The sequence below is a fragment of the Pseudomonas sp. B21-036 genome, from assembly GCF_024748925.1.
Lineage (GTDB): Bacteria > Pseudomonadota > Gammaproteobacteria > Pseudomonadales > Pseudomonadaceae > Aquipseudomonas > Aquipseudomonas palmensis.
Window position 1 is genome coordinate 4,289,195 of the sequence record NZ_CP087178.1, and the last position, 19,179, is coordinate 4,308,373.

Sequence of the window (19,179 nt, forward strand, 5' to 3'; positions counted from 1 at the left end):
CAAACTCCTTACAGGGGCCCCAGTACGCGGGTGACCAGGACCAGAATACAAACGAACAGTGCAGTGTCGAACAGGGCTTCATGCCACACCCAGCGCCCCAGCGGGGTCAGACGCAGCAGCAGCCGCACCGCGAAGGTCAGCAGCAGCGCCAGCACCGCATAGATCAGAAACGGGCTGAGCAGTACCCCGCCCATTGCCCACTCACGCAACCCCATGGAGTTCCTCCTGTCGCCGGCACCATTTGGCCCAGCTGTGTCGAAGTTGCAGTACCGCGCCCACGGCAAGACGTAGCGGGTCGCTGTCGGGGCGTTGCTGCAACGCCGCGATGAAGGCTTCGCTGGCAGCATCCAGGCGCTGCCCGCGCCCGGCACCTGGGCCCTGTGCCAGCACGTTTTCCAGCTGCTGGAAATACGCACGCTGCGCCGCGTCCGGTGGCACCTGGGCCACCGCCAGGCACATGCGCAGGTGCAGCAGTTCGTCGCCGATGTCCAGCCCGTGTAGGCCATCGTCCCAGTGGCCGCGCTCCTGCTCGGGCAGCGCGGTGTAATGGCGCGCCAGCTGCAGCAGGCGGTCGGCCATGCGCCCGCCAAACCAGGTTTCGGCGCCGCGCAGGTCGCGCCGGGTCAGGCGTACCAGGTCGTTCTGGGTGGCGGCGCGCAGGCGCCGGCCGTGCCATGCGGGGTTGCGCAACACCAGCAGCTTGAACGCCAGCACCGCTGCGCCCACCCCCAGCAGCATGGCCTGGGCACTGTTGAGAAAGTTGGCCACATCGAACGTCATGGTATTGAGCGGTGCCACCAGCACGATGAAGTGCAGGCAGTACGAAGTGGCTGTGGCGCCGATTTTCGGGTTGGCCATGCCCAGCGCGCCCAGGAACAGCGGCACCCCCATGCCCATGCACAGCAAGGCGAAACCGCTCCACTGCGGCAGCAGGATCTGCCCGACGAAGAACGCCACGGGCACCGCCAGCAGGATGCCGCGCAAGAAACTCATGCCGATCTGCGCGCCGTTCTCGCGACTGGCGAACAGGCTGCACACCACGCAGGTGAGTACCAGGCCGCCGGGCGCCGCCGACCAGGCGGTGGCCAGCCAGAAGCTGGCCATGGCCAGGAACGCCAGCGCACTGCGCGAGCCGAACAGCAGTGCCAGCGGCACGTCGCGGTGCACCGCCAGGCTGTCGGGCAGGTCGGCTGGTGCCTTGCCCTCCTCCACCGCGCGCAGGGCCAGGGTCGCCGCCATGGCGTTGTCCAGCAGCAGGGTCAGACGCGCCAGGCAGTAATGCTGCGCGGGGCTGTTGTGCTCGTCATGGGCGGCATCCCAAACGCGCTGGCGCAGCACCAGCAGTGCGGCCTGATCGGGCTCGGCCAGGGCGGCCTGCACCTCGCTCAGCCACGGGGCCATGTGCTGCGCCTGTTCGTCGTCGAGCTGGCGCCACTGACGGCGTACAGAACGGGCGATGCGCAACAGGATCAGCAGCTTCTGGCTGAGCCCGCGAATCGCCCGGGCACGCTGGCGACCCAGGCTGCCTTCGAACCAGGCGTGTTCGCGCTGGGCATCCACCGCGACGATGCGCCCCAGAATCTCCAGAAGGCCCTTGCGCCCCTGCTCCTCGCCGGTCAGGGTCGCACTGGCCGCCTGCAGGCCGCTTTGCCAGGCCTGGCGAGCCTGCCCGCTGAGCTGCTGCTCGACCCGCATCGGCCAGAGCAAGGCGCTGACCAAGGTGGCGCAGATGATGCCCAGGCTGATCTCGGTGCAGCGTGCCACCGCCTGGTCGAACACCAGCAGCGGGTGATTGATGGCCGGCAAGGCGATGATCGCCACGGTGTAGCCGGCCAGCACGAAGGAATACGCCCAGGCGCTGCGCAGCAGGGTCGAGCAGGCCGTGCACAGCGCCAGCCACAGGGCCAGCGCCAGCAGAAACAGCCACGGCGTCTGGGCGAACAGGCCCATGAACACCACTGACATGATCGTGCCGACCAGCGTGCCGAACAGCCGTGCCAGGCCCTTCTGCAGCACCATGCCCGACAGCGGCTGGGCCACGATGAAGGCCGTCATCAACGCCCAGGCCGGTTGTTCCAGCCCCCAGCGCAACGCCAGCCACAGCGCCAACCCGCCGCCAAGCAGGGTTTTCACGGCAAATTGCACAGCGAGTCGGTTGGGCGCCAGCAGGGCCTGCAGAGTGATGGGCACGGATCGAACCTTGGGAAGCGATGAAGTAAAGATAGACACAGATACGCGGGAAAGGTCAGATGCGAATTATTAGCTAGCTAACTACTTATAGTCCAGAATTTTTCTCCCTTCCTTCGCCGGCAAGGCCGTGCCTACAGGGCCCATCCCGGCAGGCCCCGGTACTGCCACCCCAAATTCCAGGCAAAAAAAATGGGCAACCGAAGTTGCCCTAAATGCCTTGCGTGCTCGTGTATCGGAAAGGATCAGCCCTGCTTGCGCTTGTTCGAGTCCTTCCAGATGAAAATACCCAGGCCTGCGAAAAACAGCAGCATCAGGCCGACTGTCACAACGCCAGCGATAACCACATTATCGAAGAACATATCGGCCTCCATTCGCCTGCACCTGTCTGATGGGGTAACAGTAGCGAATGGGGCGGGAGAGGAAATTGACCGAGGTCAATGGCGCCCATCAACGGACGCGCGAGGCGGGTGCAGGGTTGACCTGCATCAAGAATCAGCGCTTCTTCGGCTTGCCCTTGGGCTTTTTCTTGCCCTTGCCCAGGGGCATTGCCTGCTCGAACGCCTGACGCACTTCGTTCAGGCGCTTTTCCTTGAGGTCGTGCACGCGACGGGCGCGCTCGGCGCCGAAATCGATCAGGTTGTCGTCTTGGCTCATGTTCAGGCTCGTGGAACGGACTGCGGAAGTCGCCATGATGAGGGCTCGCGCCCGCACTGAACAGCCCCGCTCAGACTTCGATGTCCACCAGCAGGCCCTGGCGCGGCTGTTCGCCCATCAACGGCGCCACCGGCACGGTGTTGTCGGCGTTGACCTCGTCGCCCGGCAGGGCCTGGTACAGCTCTTCGTCCGGGGCCTTGCGGCGTTTGCCCTGGCGGCGGCGCTGCTCGTCACGCAGCAGTACCCCCGACTCCTGCGGGTCGCGCTTCTTGAAATCGATATTGCTGTCGGTGGCGCTGGGCTGGGCCGGCACTACGGGGGCGATGGTCGGCGGCTGCTTGACCGGGTCGTGTTGCGTGGTGACCGGGGCGGCACTGAGGGGAATGATGGGCGGCAGCATGGTTGTTGTTCTCCTGTCGCCAATGTGTCGGCTGCCAAACGGCAGCCTTGAGCGCCGATGGCAAAAGTGTGGCACCCGTCACAGCCAGGGGTGTGCCTGAGTATAGTACGCTGCGCTTCCCGTTTTTCGCCCTATAAGGCAGGAGCCTACGATGCGCATCCCCTATCGCCTCCTGGCGAGTATCGGCCTGGCCACGGCCGGCCTTGCGGCCATGGCCGACCCGGCTCCGGTGTTGTTCGGTGGCTGGCGCAACCTCGCCACGGCGGCCGATGCCGGGTATGTCGAAGAGAACATGGCATTCGCCATGCTGCCGGCAGTGGTTGCCCGCGGCACGCGCATGGCCGTGCTGGACGAGCAGCGCAAGCAGACCGTGTGTTGCCTGGAGGTGGTCAGCGTGCCGCTTGAAGACAGCCTGCTGCGCCACCGTTTCGACCTGCCGGGCGTCTGGGTGAGCGACCTGCGCAATGACTGGAACATCGACCACCGGCCCTACCTGCCCGAGGTGTTCGCCCTGCAACGACGCGACGCCCTGGTCGACTATCACTTCGATGAAAATGGCTACGGCCACCTGGGGGGCCTGCTCGTCCCGGCCGATGCGCGAATCACACCCCAGGGCACGCTGCACACCGGTGGCGAGACGTTCACCGTCGACATCGATACCCAGCCGATGGCCAACGACAACGGCTCGATGAGCCGCTACACCCTGACCGACACACGCAACCCGCAGCACCGCTATACAGTGGAAGTCCCCGTCGCCACCTACTGACGTGCCCTACTGATCGGGGTCGTCATCGTCCGGTTCGGGCGCCGCTTCGCTCCACGGGCGCTTGAGCACGCTGTTCCAGACCTTCTCCAGGTGTTCGCGCAGCACCGGCGGTGCGTCCTTGAGGGTGGGGCCGTCTTCGCGTTCACCACCAAAGGCATCCTCGCCTTCCGGGGCGATCAACGACTGGCCGTTGATCACGTAGCTGGCGGCCCCTTCGCGCAGTTCCACATGCAGGTCCTGCGGGTCGACACCGCCGCCGCAAAAGGAATGGCTGGCAACGGTCAGTTCGGCCACACCATCGTTGTTCAGGTCGCTGGCGCCGCTGACGTCGGTATAGAAGCCCACGTCCAGGTCCAGCCCCGGGCAGGTGGTTTCATTCTCGATGGTCCAGCGCGCCTTGTAGGTTTGGGCGTCGTGGCTGCGGCCATACAGGGTGGCGGTGAGCACCACCCGGTCGACCTCCTGCTGGGTTTCCTCGTCGCTGACCTGGTCGTCCAGACGGCTGAGCACCAGCACCGCCTCGCCGTCGCGGTCGCGAAAGTGCACGTTCTGCACCGGCACCTGCACGCCCAGCGCCGCCAGCGCCGGGGGCTCCAGTGGTGGCAGCAGTTCGAAACCCTGCTGGTCGCAGGCGCCGAGCGAGGCCAGGCTGGCCAGTACGATGCAGTGGCGTAACGGGAGGGACAGCAGAGGGTGTCGGAGCATGGGTCGAGGCCTGTGGTGGCAAAGACGGCTTTCGTCGATGAAATCGCCAGACGCTTTGGTCTGTGCAGCCCTATCCGTTAAGATAGTCGCCTTTTGAATGGCGGGAGTCAGGCAGTATGGCGCAGCAGTATCAACCGGGGCAACGCTGGATCAGCGACAGCGAAGCCGAGCTGGGTCTAGGGACCGTTCTGGCACAGGACGGCCGCTTGTTGACCGTGCTCTACCCGGCCACTGGCGACACCCGCCAGTACTCCCTGCGCAATGCGCCCCTGACCCGCGTGCGTTTCTCGCCGGGCGACCAGATCACTCACTTCGAAGGCTGGAAGCTGACCGTGCGCGAAGTCGAGGTCATCGACGGCCTGATGGTCTACCACGGCCTCGATGCCCAGAACCAGGCCTGCACCCTGCCTGAAACCCAGCTGTCGAACTTCATCCAGTTCCGCCTGGCCAGCGACCGCCTGTTCGCCGGGCAGATCGACCCGCTGGCGTGGTTCTCGCTGCGCTACAACACCCTGGAACACACCAGCCGCCAGTTGCAGTCGTCGCTGTGGGGCCTGGGCGGCACCCGTGCCCAGCCGATCGCCCACCAGTTGCACATTGCCCGCGAAGTGGCCGACCGTATCGCCCCGCGCGTACTGCTGGCCGACGAAGTGGGCCTGGGCAAGACTATCGAAGCCGGCCTGGTGATCCATCGCCAGCTGCTCACGGGTCGCGCCAGCCGCGTGCTGATCCTGGTGCCGGAGAACCTGCAGCACCAGTGGCTGGTGGAAATGCGCCGCCGTTTCAACCTGCAGGTGGCTCTGTTCGACGCCGAGCGCTTCATCGAAAGCGATGCCAGCAACCCGTTCGAGGATGCGCAACTGGCGCTGGTGGCGCTGGAGTGGCTGACCGAGGATGAAAAGGCCCAGGACGCGCTGTTCGCCGCCGGCTGGGACCTGCTGGTGGTCGACGAGGCGCACCACCTGGTGTGGCACGAAGACCAGGTCAGCCCGGAGTACGCGCTGGTCGAGCAACTGGCCGAGGTCATCCCCGGCGTACTGCTGCTGACCGCCACCCCCGAGCAACTGGGCCAGGACAGCCACTTCGCACGCCTGCGCCTGCTCGACCCCAACCGTTTCCACGACCTGGCCGCGTTCCGCGCCGAGAGCGACAACTATCGCCCGGTGGCCGAGGCGGTGCAGGAGCTGCTCGATGAAGGCCGCCTGTCGCCCAAGGCCCACGCCACCATCCAGGGCTTCCTGGGTGCCGAAGGCGAGGCGCTGCTGGCCGCAGTCAACGATGGCGACACCCAGGCCAGCGCACGCCTGATCCGCGAGCTGCTGGACCGCCACGGCACAGGCCGCGTGCTGTTTCGCAACACCCGCGCCGCGGTGCAGGGCTTCCCGCAGCGCCAGCTGCACGCCTACCCGCTGCCGTGCCCCGACGAGTACATGGAACTGCCGGTGGGCGAGCATGCCGACCTGTACCCGGAAGTCAGCTTCCAGGCCCAGGGCGACAGCGACGAAGAGAGCCGCTGGTGGCGCTTCGACCCACGGGTCGAATGGCTGATCGACACCCTCAAGATGCTCAAGCGGGTCAAGGTGCTGGTGATCTGCGCCCACGCCGAAACCGCGATGGACCTGGAAGACGCCCTGCGCGTGCGCTCGGGCATTCCGGCCACGGTGTTCCATGAGGGCATGAGCATCCTGGAGCGCGACCGCGCCGCCGCCTACTTTGCCGACGAAGAGTTCGGCGCGCAGGTGCTGATCTGCTCGGAAATCGGCAGCGAAGGCCGCAACTTCCAGTTCGCCCACCACCTGGTGCTGTTCGACCTGCCGGCCCACCCCGACCTGCTGGAACAGCGCATCGGCCGCCTGGACCGTATCGGCCAGAAGCACACCATCGAACTGCATGTGCCGCACCTGCAGAACAGCCCGCAGGAGCGCCTGTTCCAGTGGTATCACCAGGCACTCAATGCCTTCCTCAATACCTGCCCTACCGGCAACGCCCTGCAGCACCAGTTCGGCCCGCGCCTGCTGCCGCTGCTGGAAAGCGGCGACGACGGCGAATGGGAAGCGCTGGTCAACGAAGCCTGCGCCGAGCGCCAGCGCCTGGAGTCGGAGCTGCACAGCGGCCGCGACCGCCTGCTGGAGCTCAACTCCGGTGGTGCCGGCGAAGGCCAGGCGCTGGTGGAGGCGATCCTCGAGCAGGACGACCAGTTCGCCCTCCCGATCTACATGGAGACCCTGTTCGACGCCTTCGGTATCGACAGCGAGGACCACTCGGAAAACGCCCTGATCCTCAAGCCGAGCGAGAAGATGCTCGACGCCAGCTTCCCGCTGGGCGACGACGAAGGCGTGACCATCACCTACGACCGCAACCAGGCGCTGTCGCGCGAGGACATGCAGTTCATCACCTGGGAACACCCCATGGTGCAGGGCGGCATGGACCTGGTGCTCAGCGGCTCGATGGGCAATACCGCGGTGGCGCTGATCAAGAACAAGGCGCTCAAGCCGGGCACCGTGCTGCTCGAACTGCTGTACGTCAGCGAAGTGGTAGCCCCGCGCGCCCTGCAACTGGGCCGCTACCTGCCGCCGGCAGCGCTGCGCTGCCTGCTCGACACCAACGGCAACGACCTGGCGGCGCGGGTGTCGTTCGAGACCCTCAACGACCAGCTCGAAAGCGTGCCCAAGGCCAGCGCCAACAAGTTCATCCAGGCCCAGCGCGATGTCCTGACCCCGCGCATCAATGCCGGCGAGACCAAGATCATGCCGCGCCACGCCGAGCGTGTGGCCGAGGCGCAGCGCCGCCTGGCAGCCGAAACCGATGAAGAACTGGCGCGCCTGACCGCGTTGCAGGCGGTCAACCCGACCGTGCGCGACACCGAAATCCAGGCCTTGCGTGCGCAACGCGAGCAGGGCCTGGCGATGCTGGAGAAGGCCGCACTGCGCCTTGAGGCAATTCGGGTACTGGTCGCCGGCTGACCCACTGGCCGGCTCCTGCATGATCGATGCAGGAGCCGGCTTGCCGGCGAAGGGCGCGACTCGGTTTTAGAACCAAACGCTATCGCCCCAATCTCCAATCCATACAAGTCAATCTGCCATTAATCCCGATGGGTTAATGCTCTCTTCCTATACTCAGCCAAAACCGTCTCCACTCCGCTGGAGGCCGCGTGCACACCGGACCAAGAGGCATGCTATGGAGTGGCAGGGGCTGCATGTACTCGCCGAACTTCCCGCAACCGGACAATTGCTCCTCGATTGCCGGCACAACCCCTACCTGGTGGCACTTGCCTACCTGGTCGCCTGCGCGGGCAGTTTCGCCACCTTCGACATCATCGAACGCGTGGGCAATGCCGAGCACAGCGCCGCCCAACGTCAATGGCGCCTGCTCGGCACCTTCTGCCTGGCCTGCAGCGTGTGGGGCATGCACTTCATCGGCATGCTCGCCTTCCAGGCCCCCCTCGAGGTGCACTACGACCTGGCCCTGACGGCCGTATCGCTGCTGCTGATGCTGCTCGCCGCCTGGAGTGCGATGAACCTGCTCGGCACACCCCAGCCGCGCCTGCACCAGCATGTGCTGGCGGCCATCGCCATCGGCCTGGGCATCGGCGCCATGCATTACACCGGCATGGCAGCCATGCGCTCCAACGCCTCGCAGTTCTACCGCGCCGACCTGCTGGCAAGTTCGGTGGTGGTCGCCTTCGGCGTCAGCCTGCTGGCGTTGCTGCTGACCCGCTACCGCCCAGCCCAGAGCAACTGGCCCAGGTACGTCGCCAGCCTGGTGATGGCCACCGGCATCATCGCCACCCATTTCACCGGCATGTGGGCCCTGACCCTGGTACTGCCCGTGGACGCACCGCTGCAGTTGCCGATCACCGACAACAGCCTGCACCTGAGCCTGGCCATCGCCTTCGTCGCCCTGCTGATCAGCGCCAGTTGCATCAGCGCCGCCCTGTCGGACAAGAAGCTGCAGAGCAAGGAGCACGACCTGCGCCGGGTCAACATGTTGCTCAGCCAGCTGGACCAGGCACGGGTCTCGCTGCAACAGGCGGCGCACTACGATGCACTGACCAACCTGGTCAACCGTCGCGGTTTCAACCAGCTGTTCGCCGAGCGCCTGGCCGAACAGGCGGCCAGCGGCGGGATGCTGGCGGTGATGTTCCTGGACATCGATCACTTCAAGCGCATCAACGACAGCCTGGGCCATGACGCGGGGGATCAGCTGCTGCAGGTGATCGCCGCGCAGATCAAGAGCGCCACCCGTAGCCACGACGTGGTGGCCCGCTTCGGCGGCGACGAGTTCTGCATTCTGATCGGCCTGCACAACCGCGACGAGGCCCGCCACCTGGCGCAGCGCATCATGCACAAGGTCAAGGAACCGATCGACCTGAGCGGCCGGCGCATGGTGATGACCACCAGCATCGGCATCAGCGTGTTCCCCGACGATGGCGAAAGCTGCGACGAGCTGCTCAAGCACGCGGACCTGGCGCTGTATCAGTCCAAGGGCTGCGGGCGCAACAACCTGAACTTCTTCAGCAGCAACCTGAAAACCCGCGCCACCCTGGAGCTGCAACTGGAGGAGGAGCTGCGCGTGGCCCTGCTCGAAGAGCGCGGGCTGCGCATCCATTACCAGCCGATCTTCGACCTGGCCAGCGGCCAGGTGGCCAAGCTCGAAGCGCTGATCCGCTGGCAGCACCCGCAGCACGGCCTGCTCAGCCCCGACCGCTTCATCGGCATTGCCGAAGCCAACGGCCTGATCGGCGAGCTCGACCTGTGGGTGTTGCGCCGCGCCTGCCAGGACCTGGCGCAGTTGAGCCGCCATGGCTTCGACCAGCTCAAGGTCACCGTCAACTGCTCGGCGCTGACCCTGGGCCGCGAAGAACTCGTCAGCGAAGTGGAAGATGCGCTGTTCAGCGCGGGGCTGCCGGCCTGGCGCCTGGAAATGGAGGTGACCGAAAACGCGCTGATGGGCAACATCCACAACACCATCGCCCTGCTCAAGCGTATCCGGGCCAAGGGCGTTTCACTCTCGATCGACGACTTCGGCACCGGCTACTCATCGCTGGCCTACCTCAAGCGCCTGCCGCTGGACACGCTGAAGATCGACCGCTCGTTCATCCAGGACATCCCCCACTCCGAGCAGGACATGGACATCGTGCAGGCCATCATCATCATGGCCCACACCCTGCACCTGAAGGTGGTGACCGAGGGAGTGGAAACCGTCGAGCAGTACCAGTTCCTGCGCCAGCAGGGCTGCGACTTTCTGCAGGGCTACCTGTTCAGCCGCCCGGTACCGATGGGCGAGCTGCACGCGGTGCTCGGCAGCCTCAACCAGTGCAGCGACCTGCCTATGGCTTGCGGCGAAACAGCTCGACCAGGGTTGCGGGATCCTTTTCCAGGTAACCCTGGCTGCCGTGCAAGCGCATCAGTTGCGCCGCCAGGCCGCTGATCGGGGTGGCCGAGCCCTGCTCGCGGGAAAACTTGACCGCCGTATCCAGGTCCTTGAGCAAGGTGCGCACGTGCCACTTCACCGGCTCGTAACGCTGCTCGGCCATTTGCGGGGCCAGGATCTGCAACGGCCTGGAATCGGCGAAACCGCCTGCCAGGGCTTCGGCGATCAGGCTGGCATCCACCCCTGACTGTTCGGCCAGGGCCACCACCTCGGCAATCACCAGTGCGTTACAGGCCACGATCATCTGGTTGCAGGCCTTGGTCACCTGCCCTGCCCCCACCGCACCCATGTGCGTGACCCGCTGCCCCAGCAACTGGAGCACCGGGCGCACCCGCTCAAGATCGGCCGCCTCGCCGCCGACCATGATCGCCAGGCTGCCGGCCTCGGCGCCCGGGGTGCCGCCCGACACCGGTGCATCCAGCCAGTGCATGCCGCAGGCCTGCCTCAGCTGTGCGGCCATTTGCCGCGTGGCGCCGGGCTCCAGGCTGGAAAAATCCACCAGCAGCTGCCCGGCCGCGCCGCCTGCGGCGATACCGTCGTCACCGAACACCACCTCGTGCACCACCTGGGTGTCGGCCAGGCACAGCATCACCACGTCCGCCGCCGCGCAGAGCTCTGCCGGGCTGTTCGCCTGGCTCGCCCCGGCGGCCACCAGTGGCGCGCACTTGTCCGATGAACGGTTCCACACGGTCAACGGAAAACCGGCCGCCAGCAGGCGCCGACACATGGGCAATCCCATCAGACCGATACCGGCGAACCCCAGCGAAGGTAGTGCAATGCTCATGACAGCTCCTGGCAAATTAAAGAAGTTGGCGATGCGGACGATTCAGTTCTCAGACGTGACAGGAAAACCCTTAGAGGGTTATAGGGCAGGACCCTATCGCTCACGCCAAAGGCGCACTGATACAGTCGCGAAACTTATCCCGTGATGGCTCGATGATATCGACTTTTACCAGCCGTCCACCCAGGCAAATGGCGCAAAATGACCTCAAAGAATACTTCTGCCACCGCGGTTTCCGAGCTGATGTCATCCTCCACCGCGCTCACCGCCCCGGCGCCTCGAGAATACTACAGCCCGCGCGCGGCTACGCCGCAGCAGTACCTGTATTACACCGAGACCGATATCCAGCGCATCCTGGACAACCTCGACGGCCTGCGCGACCTGGTGTTCCCGCCCAGTGTGCATGTCGAAGATGACACCCAGTTGCGCCTGGACCAGCAGTTCCCTTCGGTGTGCCTGATCGGCCTGGGTCGTTGCGGTTCGAACATTGCCCTGGATGTGGCGGAGCTGGTGTACAACGCCCGCACCTTCTACCTCAACGAATTCAACAACGAAGACCGCCACGCCGGCGAGCAGCCCTACAGCCCGGGCCGCTGGATCCGCAACAACCTGCGCCTGGTGCAGAACAAGGGCGCCAAGCCGGTGTTCCTGGTGGAACCGCTGGTGATGCTGGGCGACCTGGACAAGGACATCGCCGGGCGCATCCGTTTTTCGCGCAAGGGCGAGAAGAGCGGCTTTCTGCGCGACTACAGCAAGATGAAGATCATGGACCTGTCCGAGGTGCATGCGGGCGGCGCCGGCAACGCGCCGATCCTGGGCCAGTACCTGGCCAAGATCATCCTCAACAAGGAAACCCAGCGCTTCTCCAGTGCCGACTGGAAGCTGATCCACTCATACCTGATCGACTCGTGCGGCATCAAGGCCAACCAGTCGCGCCTGTACTTCTACATCTTCAGCGCCGGTGGCGGTACCGGCTCGGGCATGGCATCGGAGTTCGGCCTGGCCCAGCAGTTCTCGTACATGAACAAGACGTTCGACACCAAGCCGGCCGACGAGAACGACACCAAGAGCGGGCACTCCTTCGTCTTCGAGCCGATCTTCACCAGCGGCATCTGCGTGCTGCCGAACATCTCCGACCACCGCAGCGAGATGTCCGAGGCACTGCACATCAACGCCGGCCGCCTGCTGTGCAAGTACCTGTCGGAGGAATGGGACTTCTCGTACAACTTCGACAACGAGGACAGCAGCGAAGCCAGCGTGATGGGGCGTATCCGTCCGTGGAACGCGATGATGCTGATCTCCAACGACATCATGCGCTATGCCGAGGAGAACGATGACGGCAACATCCAGGACATTGACGTCAATGCCATGGAGAAGCACGCCAACCAGTACATCTCGCAGCAGATCTTCAACATCCTCACCGCCCAGGCGGTGACCACCGACTACGACCAGAACTACTTCCGGCGCGCGGGTATCGACATCGGCGAGACCATCCGCCTGGATGCCAACGACCTGTTCATGAGCCTGGCCGGCCCGGTGGCCATCGCCTACGCCGAATCGGTAGTGCCCGAGCAGCCGACGCCAGGCAACGACAAGTTCAAGGTGTTCGAGAAAGAGAAGCCGCAGCTCAACATCGACGACCTGTTCTTCCGCTCCATCGATCTGCCGCACTTCAACAAGGTGACCCAGGCGATCGAGGGCATCAGCCTGCTGCCGATCGAGTCCAAGCGCTATCGCGCGGCCCTGGAGCAGTACAAGACCTCCGGCTACGACGCCGCGGCGCTGCATGACCTGCACTTCTTCAAGAACTGCTCGTCGGTGGTGTCGATCGTGTCCCTGCCCAAGGACTACAAGCTCTCGTACATGGACCTGAACCGGCTCAAGACCCACCTCAACAGCCTGTTCCCCAACACCACGCTCAAGCGCTACGCGCTGGTGATCGGCGCCTCGGCCAACCTGTCGCTGACCACCCTGATCGCCAAGAGCCCGTGCCTGTCGGACGACTTCCTGACCCTGATCGTGGCGTTCATCAAGCGCTGTTTCGCGCGCACCCCGTACCGTTTCGACGACACGCTGGACAACGCCATCCTCGACTTCATCACCCGTGAGGAATTCGACGAGGACCGTATCGACGACCTGCTCAACGAGTTCGAGAACCCGGCCAAGATCCTCGATACCAACTGGTACGCGATCAAGCCGATGTACGAGAAGAAGTACCGCGAGCTGATCAACGACAAGAGCAAGTTCGTGTCGATCAACGATATCCGCCTGTCACGCGAGTGCGTGAAGAAGGCGGTGAAGTACCTGCGCGAGATCTACCGTCACCGCATCGGCAAGACGCGGGTGATTTCGCTCAACAGCCATACGGGCAAGACAGACTACGAGTAATCTGCGCGGCGGCTTTGCGGCCATCGCGGGTCAAGCCCGCTCCCACCAAGGTCTCCACCAACCTGTGGGAGCGGGCTTGACCCGCGATGAGGCAAGAACTGTTACCGCGTTTTTTGAACCCCTGCCCCACTGTTACCAACAACCACCCCGCCTGAACGCCCTCGCGCACCAAAATCTTCCGGCTGTTCGTTTTTGCGCACCAGATCAGGGCGCGGACTTTTTCTGAATCACGATAAACGGCGAAACCACCACTGCCCAGATCGGCGCAATCGTGTGCGAAAGGTCTAGCGCCTGCTCGGCAGTCACCGGCACGACCGTGCCATCATTTCGCCATTTTTCCACGGTTTCACTGCGGTTTTCGGCCATTGCCGACGCCACCTCGATCAGGTCCAGCGACGGGTCGACCCAAATCAGGTCACCCTTGGCCCAAAAACGCTCCAGCGCTTTCCACTCGATGATTGCAGTCTCGCCGAGCAATTTGGCATAGAGGGTGCTTGGTTGATCTGTCATGGGTTCCTACCAGAAATAATTCGACCACTGAAAGGTCGCTATTTTTGCAGAAAAACCCAGTTTCAAATAAGTAATTGATCGACAAGGCCATGAAGATCACGCCCCGCCGCAGCATGCTGGCAAATTGGCGGCGCCTTTATGTAACTTTCTGTCGATTAGGCGACACCCCCGGATTTTGCCCCGAAAAGCCCGCTTTTCAATCGATCAAGCGGCGCTCTACACTGTACCGGTACAGTTGCCAGGGCATTTTGCGGGGGAACACGGGAAAGGCGGGACGGCGTGGCCGTCACGGTATCCCGGTCCGTAGCCCTGGGCACCAGGACTATAAAAATTACAACAGAATGAGTGGAGCACTATGAGTAAGCAGATTTCCAAGCTGTTCGCCGCAATGGTTCTGGCCGGGGTTGCCAGCCATGCAGTTGCCGCCGATACCATCAAGATCGGCATCGCCGGCCCGAAGACCGGTCCGGTTACTCAATACGGTGACATGCAGTTCATCGGTGCAAAACAGGCCATCAAGGACATCAACGCCAAGGGCGGCGTTGACGGCAAGATGCTCGAAGCCAAGGAATACGACGACGCCTGCGACCCTAAACAGGCCGTGGCAGTCGCCAACAAAGTGGTCAACGATGGCGTCAAGTTCGTGGTCGGCCACCTGTGCTCCAGCTCCACTCAACCAGCGTCCGACATCTATGAAGATGAAGGCGTGATCATGATCACCCCGGCTGCCACCAGCCCGGAAATCACCTCCCGCGGCTACAAGCTGATCTTCCGTACCATCGGCCTGGACAGCGCCCAGGGCCCGGCCGCCGGGAACTACATCGCCGACCACGTCAAGCCCAAGGTGGTTGCGGTACTGCACGACAAGCAGCAGTACGGTGAAGGCATCGCCACCGCGGTCAAGCAGACCCTGGAAGGCAAAGGCACCAAGGTTGCCGTGTTCGAAGGCCTGAACGCCGGCGACAAGGACTTCTCCTCGATCATCCAGAAGCTCAAGCAAGCCAACGTCGACTTCGTGTACTACGGCGGCTACCACCCAGAGCTGGGCCTGATCCTGCGCCAGGCTCAGGAAAAAGGCCTGAAGGCCAAGTTCATGGGCCCAGAGGGCGTGGGCAACGACTCGATCTCGCAGATCGCCCAGGGCGCTTCCGAAGGCCTGCTGGTAACCCTGCCCAAGTCGTTCGACGCCGACCCTGCGAACAAGGCCATCGTCGACGCCATCAAGGCTGACGGCAAGGACCCGAGCGGTCCGTTCGTGTTCCCGGCCTACTCGGCGGTGGAGCTGATCGCCGAAGGCATCAAGGCGGCCAAGAGCGAAGACACCGACAAGGTCGCACAGGCCCTGCACACCGGCACCTTCAAGACCCCTACCGGCGACTTGTCCTATGACAAGAACGGCGACCTGAAGGACTTCAAGTTCGTCGTCTACGAATGGCATTTCGGCAAACCTAAAACCGAAGTTTCCCCTCAGTAATCCCGTCACTCCATGACTACAAGCCCACTGTGCGAGCAGTGGGCTTTGTTTTACGAGGTTCATGGGCCTGATTCCCGCGATCCGGGAGCAGGTTCACCTGAAAATCTTAAAACCGTCACCAGCGGTTCGCTGGCAGTGCCCGTGCGAAGTGGCCTCAGACCACAAGCCGGGACGGGCGCAAGCCCACCAGTGAAATGCGTATCGGGTTTTTAGGAGCGCTGTAATGCCTGAGATCTATCACTTCTTCCAACAGCTGGTTAATGGCCTGACCATTGGCAGCACCTATGCCTTGATAGCCATTGGCTACACAATGGTTTACGGCATCATTGGAATGATCAACTTCGCCCACGGCGAGGTGTACATGATCGGTTCCTACGTGGCCTTCATCGCCCTTGCCGGGCTGGCCATGATGGGCATCGACTCACTGCCGATACTGATGACCGCCGCGTTCATCGCGACCATCGTGGTCACCAGCGCCTATGGCTACAGCATCGAACGGGTCGCCTACCGCCCCTTGCGCAACAGCAACCGGCTGATCCCGCTGATCTCTGCCATCGGCATGTCGATTTTCCTGCAGAACACTGTCTTGCTTGCCCAGGATTCCAAGGACAAGTCGATCCCCAACCTGATTCCGGGGAGCATCTCCTTCGGGCCGGGCGGCGCCGAGGAAGTCCTGATTTCCTACATGCAGATCCTGGTCTTCGTCGTCACCCTGGTGGCCATGACCGGGCTGACCCTGTTCATCTCGCGTTCACGCCTGGGCCGCGCCTGTCGCGCCTGTGCCGAAGACATCAAGATGGCCAACCTGCTGGGTATCAACACCAACAACATCATCGCCCTGACCTTCGTGATCGGTGCGGCCCTGGCGGCCGTGGCAGCGGTACTGCTGAGCATGCAGTACGGCGTGATCAACCCCAACGCCGGCTTCCTGGTGGGCCTGAAGGCCTTTACCGCGGCGGTGCTGGGCGGCATCGGCAGCATTCCGGGCGCCATGCTCGGCGGGCTGGTGCTGGGCGTGGCCGAGGCCTTTGGCGCCGATATCTTCGGTGACCAGTACAAGGACGTGGTGGCATTCGGTCTTCTGGTTCTGGTGTTGTTGTTCCGTCCGACCGGCATCCTGGGCCGTCCGGAGGTCGAGAAAGTATGAGCAGAAATCTCAAATCGGCGTTTTTCAGCGCCTTGCTGGTCTGGGCCGTGGCATTCCCGGTACTGGGCCTGAAACTCAGCATCGTCGGTATCAGCCTGCAGGTGCATGGCCAGGGGCCCCTGGCCCTTAGCGTGATTGTGGTGTGCTCGGTGCTGATGTTCCTGCGCGTGCTGTTCGACAAGCAATGGAGCGCGATGATGCGGTCCGCCCCCCGGGGTGCACTGATATCGCCCAAGGTCAGCAACTTCCTGACCCTGCCGCGTACCCAGCGCTACATCATCCTGGGCCTGATCGCGGTTGCCCTGGTGTGGCCGTTCTTCGGTTCGCGCGGTGCGGTCGACATCGCCACGCTCATCCTGATCTACGTGATGCTGGGCCTTGGCCTGAACATCGTGGTCGGCCTGGCGGGCCTGCTCGACCTGGGCTACGTGGGCTTCTACGCCGTGGGCGCCTACAGCTATGCGCTGCTGTCGCACTACTTCGGCCTGAGCTTCTGGGTGTGCCTGCCCATCGCGGGGATGATGGCGGCCACGTTCGGCTTCCTGCTGGGCTTCCCGGTGCTGCGCCTGCGCGGTGACTACCTGGCCATCGTGACCCTGGGTTTCGGCGAGATCATCCGGCTGTTCCTGCGTAACCTGACCGACCTCACCGGCGGCCCGAACGGCATCAGCAACATTCCCAAGCCGTCGTTCTTCGGCCTGAGCTTCGAGCGCAGGGCGGCTGAAGGCATGCAGACCTTCCACGAGTTCTTCGGGGTGGAATACAACTCGATCAACAAGGTGATCTTCCTGTACCTGGTGGCACTGCTGCTGGCCCTGCTCGCGTTGTTCGTGATCAACCGCCTGCTGCGCATGCCGATCGGGCGCGCCTGGGAAGCACTGCGCGAAGACGAGATCGCCTGCCGTGCGCTGGGCCTGAACCCGACCATCATCAAGCTCTCGGCCTTCACCCTCGGTGCCTGCTTCGCCGGTTTTGCCGGCAGCTTCTTCGCCGCGCGCCAGGGCCTGGTGACGCCGGAGTCGTTCACCTTCATCGAGTCGGCGATCATCCTCGCCATTGTCGTGCTCGGCGGCATGGGCTCTCAGCTGGGCGTGATCCTCGCGGCCATCGTGATGATCCTGCTGCCCGAACTGATGCGCGACTTCAGTGAATACCGGATGCTGATGTTCGGTGCACTGATGGTATTGATGATGATCTGGCGTCCGCAGGGCCTGCTGCCTATGCAACGTCCACACATGGAGCTGCGTCGATGAGCCGCGAAATTCTGCAAGTGAGCGGCCTGAGCATGCGCTTCGGCGGCCTGTTGGCGGTCAACGGCGTGGCCCTGTCCGTCAAGGAAAAACAAGTGGTGGCACTGATCGGCCCCAACGGCGCCGGCAAGACCACCGTGTTCAACTGCCTGACCGGCTTCTACAAGCCCAGTGGCGGCAGCATCCTGCTCGACGGCCAGCCCATCCAGGGCCTGGCCGGCCACGAGATCGCCCGCAAGGGCGTGGTGCGTACCTTCCAGAACGTGCGCCTGTTCAAGGAAATGACCGCGCTGGAAAACCTGCTGATCGCCCAGCACCGTCACCTGAACACCAACTTCTTCGCCGGCCTGTTCAAGACCCCGGGCTTTCGTCGCAGCGAGCACGAGGCGATGGAGTACGCGCAGTACTGGCTGGAAAAGGTCGACCTGGTCGAGTTCGCCAACCGTAACGCCGGCACCCTGGCCTATGGTCAGCAACGCCGGTTGGAAATCGCCCGCTGCATGATGACCCGCCCGCGGATCCTCATGCTCGACGAGCCGGCGGCAGGCCTGAACCCGAAAGAGACCGAAGACCTCAAGGCGCTGATCGGCACCTTGCGTGAGGAACACGGGGTGACCGTGCTGCTGATCGAGCACGACATGAAGCTGGTCATGAGCATTTCCGACCATATCGTGGTGATCAACCAGGGCACGCCGCTGGCCGATGGCACCCCGCAACAGATCCGGGACAACCCCGAAGTGATCAAAGCCTACCTGGGGGAAGCGTAAATGCTGCAGTTCGAAAACGTTTCCACCTTCTACGGCAAGATCCAGGCGCTGCACAGCGTCAACGTGGAGATTCGCCAGGGCGAGATCGTCACCCTGATCGGCGCCAACGGCGCAGGCAAGTCGACCCTGCTGATGACCCTGTGCGGGTCGCCCCAGGCCCACAGCGGCAGCATCCGCTACATGGGCGAGGAGCTGGTGGGGCAAAGTTCGGCGCAGATAATGCGCAAGAGCATTGCCGTGGTGCCCGAGGGTCGGCGCGTGTTCGCACGCCTGACCGTGGAGGAGAACCTGGCCATGGGCGGGTTCTTCACCGACAAGGGCGACTACCAAGAGCAGATGGACAAGGTGCTGCACCTGTTCCCGCGGCTCAAGGAGCGCTTCAGCCAGCGTGGCGGCACCATGTCCGGGGGCGAGCAGCAGATGCTCGCCATCGGCCGTGCGCTGATGAGCAAGCCCAAGCTGTTGCTGCTCGACGAACCCTCACTGGGGCTGGCGCCGATCATCATCCAGCAGATCTTCGACATCATCGAACAGCTGCGCAAGGATGGTGTAACGGTGTTCCTGGTGGAGCAGAACGCCAACCAGGCCCTGAAGATCGCCGACCGTGCCTATGTGCTGGAGAACGGCCGGGTGGTGATGCAGGGCACCGGTGAAGCGCTGCTGACCGACCCGAAAGTACGCGACGCGTACCTGGGGGGCTGAACCAGACGGCCC

The 19,179-nt window shown here is 63.7% G+C and carries 17 protein-coding genes; 9 read left to right on the forward strand and 8 right to left on the reverse strand.

What is annotated here, in order from left to right; all coding sequences use genetic code 11:
- Positions 1-8: 8 nt before the first annotated feature.
- The 5 genes from LOY33_RS19390 to LOY33_RS19410 all read right to left on the reverse strand — a co-directional run bounded on the left by LOY33_RS19390 (position 9) and on the right by LOY33_RS19410 (position 3,244).
- Positions 9-215, reverse strand: coding sequence for a DUF1656 domain-containing protein (locus LOY33_RS19390; RefSeq protein WP_254996540.1), 207 nt, complete (start codon positions 213-215; stop codon positions 9-11).
- Positions 202-2,190, reverse strand: a complete 1,989-nt coding sequence (locus tag LOY33_RS19395) for an FUSC family protein (protein WP_043862599.1) — start codon at positions 2,188-2,190, stop codon at positions 202-204. The genes LOY33_RS19390 and LOY33_RS19395 overlap by 14 nt, the downstream gene beginning before the upstream one ends.
- Before the next feature lie 242 nt (positions 2,191-2,432).
- Positions 2,433-2,549 (reverse strand): cytochrome c oxidase subunit CcoM, encoded by a 117-nt coding sequence (ccoM, locus tag LOY33_RS19400; protein WP_043862641.1) that lies wholly within the window; start codon positions 2,547-2,549, stop codon positions 2,433-2,435.
- A 133-nt stretch (positions 2,550-2,682) separates the two neighbouring features.
- Positions 2,683-2,844 (reverse strand): hypothetical protein, encoded by a 162-nt coding sequence (locus LOY33_RS19405; RefSeq protein ID WP_088513942.1) that lies wholly within the window; start codon positions 2,842-2,844, stop codon positions 2,683-2,685.
- Positions 2,845-2,914: 70 nt separating this feature from the next.
- The gene (locus LOY33_RS19410) at positions 2,915-3,244 is read right to left on the reverse strand and encodes a hypothetical protein (RefSeq protein WP_043862600.1); all 330 of its coding nucleotides are present in this window, start codon (positions 3,242-3,244) and stop codon (positions 2,915-2,917) included.
- Positions 3,245-3,395: 151 nt separating this feature from the next.
- On the opposite strand from LOY33_RS19410, the gene LOY33_RS19415 reads away from it, so the two are divergent.
- On the forward strand, positions 3,396-4,010 hold the full coding sequence (locus tag LOY33_RS19415; protein WP_258659747.1) for a hypothetical protein: 615 nt from the start codon (positions 3,396-3,398) through the stop codon (positions 4,008-4,010).
- A 6-nt stretch (positions 4,011-4,016) separates the two neighbouring features.
- Here LOY33_RS19415 and LOY33_RS19420 read toward each other — a convergent pair whose 3' ends face one another.
- On the reverse strand, positions 4,017-4,715 hold the full coding sequence (locus tag LOY33_RS19420; RefSeq protein ID WP_058540983.1) for a M949_RS01915 family surface polysaccharide biosynthesis protein: 699 nt from the start codon (positions 4,713-4,715) through the stop codon (positions 4,017-4,019).
- A gap of 116 nt (positions 4,716-4,831) precedes the next feature.
- Here LOY33_RS19420 and rapA point away from each other — a divergent pair, with 116 nt between their 5' ends.
- Together rapA and LOY33_RS19430 are read left to right on the forward strand one after the other, a co-directional pair.
- Positions 4,832-7,678, forward strand: coding sequence for an RNA polymerase-associated protein RapA (rapA, locus tag LOY33_RS19425; RefSeq protein ID WP_258659751.1), 2,847 nt, complete (start codon positions 4,832-4,834; stop codon positions 7,676-7,678).
- Positions 7,679-7,892: 214 nt separating this feature from the next.
- Positions 7,893-10,145, forward strand: a complete 2,253-nt coding sequence (locus tag LOY33_RS19430) for a bifunctional diguanylate cyclase/phosphodiesterase (protein ID WP_258659753.1) — start codon at positions 7,893-7,895, stop codon at positions 10,143-10,145.
- Here the strand turns inward: LOY33_RS19430 and LOY33_RS19435 are convergent.
- Positions 10,045-10,932 (reverse strand): NAD(P)-dependent oxidoreductase, encoded by an 888-nt coding sequence (locus tag LOY33_RS19435; protein ID WP_258659754.1) that lies wholly within the window; start codon positions 10,930-10,932, stop codon positions 10,045-10,047. The two genes, LOY33_RS19430 and LOY33_RS19435, sit on opposite strands and share 101 nt — an antisense overlap.
- 198 nt (positions 10,933-11,130) lie before the next feature.
- Between LOY33_RS19435 and LOY33_RS19440 the strand changes: the two genes are divergently transcribed.
- Positions 11,131-13,317: a hypothetical protein gene (locus LOY33_RS19440; RefSeq protein ID WP_054914724.1), complete on the forward strand. Its 2,187-nt coding sequence runs from the start codon at positions 11,131-11,133 to the stop codon at positions 13,315-13,317.
- Positions 13,318-13,521: 204 nt separating this feature from the next.
- On the opposite strand, the gene LOY33_RS19445 is transcribed toward LOY33_RS19440, so the two are convergent.
- On the reverse strand, positions 13,522-13,827 hold the full coding sequence (locus LOY33_RS19445; RefSeq protein ID WP_043862607.1) for a DUF2288 domain-containing protein: 306 nt from the start codon (positions 13,825-13,827) through the stop codon (positions 13,522-13,524).
- Positions 13,828-14,182: 355 nt separating this feature from the next.
- Here LOY33_RS19445 and LOY33_RS19450 point away from each other — a divergent pair, with 355 nt between their 5' ends.
- From LOY33_RS19450 to LOY33_RS19470, 5 genes are all read left to right on the forward strand, one after another.
- Positions 14,183-15,301 carry a branched-chain amino acid ABC transporter substrate-binding protein gene (locus LOY33_RS19450; RefSeq protein ID WP_043862608.1) on the forward strand — a complete coding sequence of 373 codons (1,119 nt, stop codon included), beginning with the start codon at positions 14,183-14,185 and terminating at the stop codon, positions 15,299-15,301.
- A gap of 223 nt (positions 15,302-15,524) precedes the next feature.
- Positions 15,525-16,448 (forward strand): high-affinity branched-chain amino acid ABC transporter permease LivH, encoded by a 924-nt coding sequence (livH, locus tag LOY33_RS19455; protein ID WP_043862609.1) that lies wholly within the window; start codon positions 15,525-15,527, stop codon positions 16,446-16,448.
- Positions 16,445-17,701, forward strand: coding sequence for a high-affinity branched-chain amino acid ABC transporter permease LivM (locus LOY33_RS19460; RefSeq protein ID WP_043862610.1), 1,257 nt, complete (start codon positions 16,445-16,447; stop codon positions 17,699-17,701). Before livH ends, LOY33_RS19460 begins: the two co-directional genes overlap by 4 nt.
- Positions 17,698-18,465, forward strand: coding sequence for a high-affinity branched-chain amino acid ABC transporter ATP-binding protein LivG (gene livG / locus LOY33_RS19465; RefSeq protein ID WP_054914726.1), 768 nt, complete (start codon positions 17,698-17,700; stop codon positions 18,463-18,465). Before LOY33_RS19460 ends, livG begins: the two co-directional genes overlap by 4 nt.
- Entirely contained in the window at positions 18,466-19,167 is a 702-nt protein-coding gene (locus LOY33_RS19470; RefSeq protein ID WP_043862612.1) for an ABC transporter ATP-binding protein, read from the forward strand.
- Positions 19,168-19,179 lie beyond the last annotated feature (12 nt).